A 4,328-nucleotide genomic window follows, 5' to 3' on the forward strand; every position below is an offset into this window, starting at 1 on the left:
GAAGAAATTTGAAAGATTGAAAAAGAAAATGTTGAAATTTGACAGATTGAAAAAAATAAGGAAGAATGAGAATTTGAGGAAGAGAAAAAAAATGAAAATTTGAAGGAAATTAATGAAAATGAAGAAGATGAAGAAAATATTGAAGATAATGAAAAAATAGAAAGCAGTGAAAAAGAAAATCAAGAGGAAAAAGAAATTGAAGAAAAAAAAGAAGAAAAGCAAGTTTTTGAAATAAACAAAGAAGAAACTTGAGAAAATAGCTTTCATATTACTTGAAAAGTAAATAAGGATTTTGAAGAAATAAAAGTGATTTGGACAGATTATAATGGTGATACAAGTGATTCATATACTCTTGATAGCTATGAGCCAGAAAAATGAACTTTTGAATACAATATTAAAGTTGATTTTGAAAATATAAATATACAAGAAAATACTTATACTTTTATTTGAGTGAAAGAAGATTGAGAAGAGATTAGAGAAGAATTGATTATTGATGTTGGTGGTGAGATGGAAAAATATTGTATGAAAGCTTTTGGTGGTTATTGTTATAGACGAGATTTAATTTATGTTTACTTTGATTTGGAAAAAATAGAATGATCAGATCTAGAGACATTTAAAATTATTTCTCAAGAAGAAGATGATTTTTTGTTGTTTAATTATGCAAAAGATAAATATAATGTATATTACAAATGAGAAAATATAGAATGAGCAGATATTGATAGTTTTGAATATTTAGAAAATCAATATTTTAGAGATAAAAATAATGTTTATTATAAATGAGAAATAATAGAATTAACTGATTCTGAAACTTTTCAAATAATAGATTGTTATAATTATGGTATTTGAAATTCTTGTTATTGGAAAAATGGAAATAATATTTATGTTTGATTTAATGAAGTAAAGTGAATAGATTTAGATAGTTTTGAATATATAAATTATTGATATATTAAAGATAAGAATAATATTTATTATAAATGAGAAATAATAGAATGAGTAGATTCTAAAACTTTTGAAATTTTATGATGCTTTGATATGGGAATTGAATGAATTTCTTGTTACTCAAGAGATAAAAATAATATTTATTATAGATGAAAAAAAATAATTTGATCAGATCCAGAAACATTTGAAGTATTATGAAATTGATATGCAAGAGATAAAAACACTTATTACAAATATTGAAAAAAAATAGATGAAAAATATACTGGATGATATCATGAAAGAAATTGATACCTTTATTATAATGAAGAGGTTGTGAAGATACCATGGAATGAAGATCCAGAAGATGTGAAAGAATGAGAATCTATAGTATGGACAGATCCAAATAGGTTTGAATATATATGAAATGCTTATTGAATAGATGAATACTATGTATACTATAGAGGGAATCCAATTAAAACCTCTGATGTAGATACATTTTGAAGAATTGATAGTAGTAATTATTTTAAAGATAAAAATAATGTTTATTATATTTGAGAAATAGAATGAGCAGATCCAGAAACATTTGAAGTTTTTGAATGTTTTATAAATCCTTGTTATGCTAAAGATAAACACCATGTATATTATGAATGAGAAGCAATAAAAATACCATGGAATGAAGACTCAGAAAATATACAAGAAGGATATTCAGTAGTATGGACAGATCCAAGAGAGTTTGAGTATCTGTGACTATGATTATGAAGAGATGAAAATCATATCTATTATAATTGAATTCCATCAAGAGCACTTGAACCAGATAAAGTTAATAAGAATGATATATATGTGAGATTAAATTTTCTTCCATGAACAAAAATATATAGAGAGAATGACTTGTTTGTTTATCATGGTCGGGATAAAATAATTTGATCAGATCCAGAAACATTTGAAATTTTTAAAGAAGATAGTGACTATGCAAAAGATAAATATAATGTCTACTACGAATGAAAAATCCAAGAAGATAAAGATCCAGAAACATTTGAACCATAAAAATTTTATAAACTAAATTAAATTAACAATGAAAAAAACAATAATATTACTAATTATATGAATTATAAGCTTTAGCTTGATTGGATGTACTGAAGATGATCCTTCGACAAGCTCAGAACAAGAGAAGGAGGATGTTAGTTATGATGAACAGGCTGAAGAAATAATTACTGAAGAAGAATATATGGAAGAAGACATAGACGAAGAAGCTCAGGAGGAAGCAGAAGAAGAAGAAGATCCTTCGACAAGCTCAGAACAAGGTAGAGATGAAGAATTGACAGCAAAATTTGAGCCTTTAGAGTATAAAGTAAACACAGATGCGTGAAGCGGTGGAAGTATAGATGATGATCAGATGGCACATCACGGAGATGATGTAATATTAACAGCATATCCAGACAGCGGATATAGAGTAGATAACTGGGACGGATGTGATAGTGTAAACTGAAATGAGTGTACTCTAAACAATATAACAAGCAACAAAGATATAAGTGTAAGTTTTGCACAAAAACAAAAAATTTATAAATTTGATTGACCTAAAGGTGAGTTGATGAGTTATAATCCAGCAGCTGTATGAGTCGAAGTTCCAACTAAACAATGGTGATGTCATTGAGATCGGATCTGAACAAGTGCTACTGACTGAAAGTCCAATACACAGACTATAGTAAATTATTGTGGTGCAGGAACAGCAGCATATTATTGTTATAGTTTATCTTTGTGATGATATTATGACTGGTACCTTCCTGCAATAGAGGAACTTAGGGCGATGCATAATAATAAAGATAAATTAAGAGGAGAATTAGGTTCTTCATTTGTTTTTTCTTCCACTCAAAGTGCTAGTAAAACAGCAAGTAGTCTTCGTAACGATAGTAATAGAAATCGAGTCACACTAAAGAACGAACACAACTATGTCCACTGTGTTCGTTCAGTAAACCAAGAAAAGCAAGTTTTTGAAATAAATAAAAAAGAGACTTGAGAAAATAGTTTTCATATTACTTGAAAAGTAAATAAGGAGTTTGAAGAAATAAAAGTAACTTGGACAGATTATAATTGAAACACAAGTCAGCCATATACTCTCAATAGTTATGATTCAGAAAAATGAACTTTTGAATATAATATCAGAGTTGATTTTGAAAATATAAATATACAAGAAAATATCTATACTTTTATTTGAGTGAAAGAAGATTGAGAAGAGATTGAAGAAAAGTTGATTGTTGATATTGATGGTGAGAGAAAACATAAATGAGCAATTTATGAGTTTGATTTATTCGATGTTTATAGAAGATGAGAAAAAATAAGTTGAATAGATCCAGAAACTTTTGAAATTTTGGATACTTGATATGTAAAAGATAAGAGTAATGTTTATTTAATTGATTATAATTGAAATGTTTCAGTTATAGAATGAGCAGATCCTGATGCTTTTGAAGTAATATTAAAATATGATGTTTTTGCAGAACCTTGAGTGTGAAAAGACAATAATAATGTATATGAAAACACAAAAATAGTAGATTGAATTGACTCTGATAGTTTTCAATTGTTAGGTAATGTAAATCCTATATGATATATTAAAGATAAGAATGGTATTTATTATAACTGGGAAATTATTGAGTCAGTTGATTATAATACTTTTGAATATATAAAAGAATGATATGCAAAAGATAAGAATAATGTTTATTATAAATGAAAACAAATTGATATAGATGTAGATAGCTTTGAAATTTTAAATTGTAAGGGACCTGAGTTTTGACCATTAAATAGATGAACTGTTTGAAGTTGTATTTATAAAGATAAAGACAATGTTTATTATCATTGAGAAAAAATAGATTGAGCAGATACTCATACTTTTGAAGTTTTTGAAGAAAATGATAAATATTTGATAGATAAAAATAATGTTTTTTACTATTGAACATATGAAAGAATTAATAAAATAGATTGAGCAGATCCAAATACTTTTGAAGTTTTTCAAATAAGTGCTAGATATGCAAGAGATAAAAATAATGTTTATTATAGATGAGAAAAAACAATTTGAGCAGATCCAGAAACTTTTGAAGACTTAAAATGATGATATGCAAAAGATAAAAATAATGTATATAAATATTGAAAAATCCAAGAAGACAAAGATCCAGAAACATTTGAACCATAAAATATTTTATAAACTAAATTAAATTAACGATGAAAAAAACAATAATATTACTAATTTTATGATTAATAAGTTTGAACTTAAATTGATGTATACAAGAAAATCAAGAGGAAGAAATTTGAAAGATTGAAAAAGAAAATGTTGAAATTTGACAGATTGAAAAAAATAAGGAAGAATGAGAATTTGAGGAAGAGAAAAAAAATGAAAATTTGAAGGAAATTAATGAAAATGA

At 26.0% G+C, this 4,328-nt stretch carries 3 protein-coding genes; all 3 read left to right on the plus strand.

Annotated elements, in window-relative coordinates:
* Window positions 1-1,962 (plus strand): DKNYY domain-containing protein (locus VAMP_RS07165; RefSeq protein WP_213349803.1); only part of this gene is annotated, 1,962 nt, incomplete at its 5' end.
* 28 nt (window positions 1,963-1,990) lie between these two features.
* Window positions 1,991-4,099: a DKNYY domain-containing protein gene (locus tag VAMP_RS07170; protein ID WP_213349804.1), complete on the plus strand. Its 2,109-nt coding sequence runs from the start codon at window positions 1,991-1,993 to the stop codon at window positions 4,097-4,099.
* A gap of 29 nt (window positions 4,100-4,128) precedes the next feature.
* A partial coding sequence (locus tag VAMP_RS04755) for a hypothetical protein (RefSeq protein WP_213349805.1) occupies window positions 4,129-4,328 on the plus strand: 200 nt, incomplete at its 3' end.

The sequence above is a fragment of the Candidatus Vampirococcus lugosii genome, from assembly GCF_018420025.1.
Lineage (GTDB): Bacteria > Patescibacteriota > Gracilibacteria > Absconditabacterales > Absconditicoccaceae > Vampirococcus > Vampirococcus lugosii.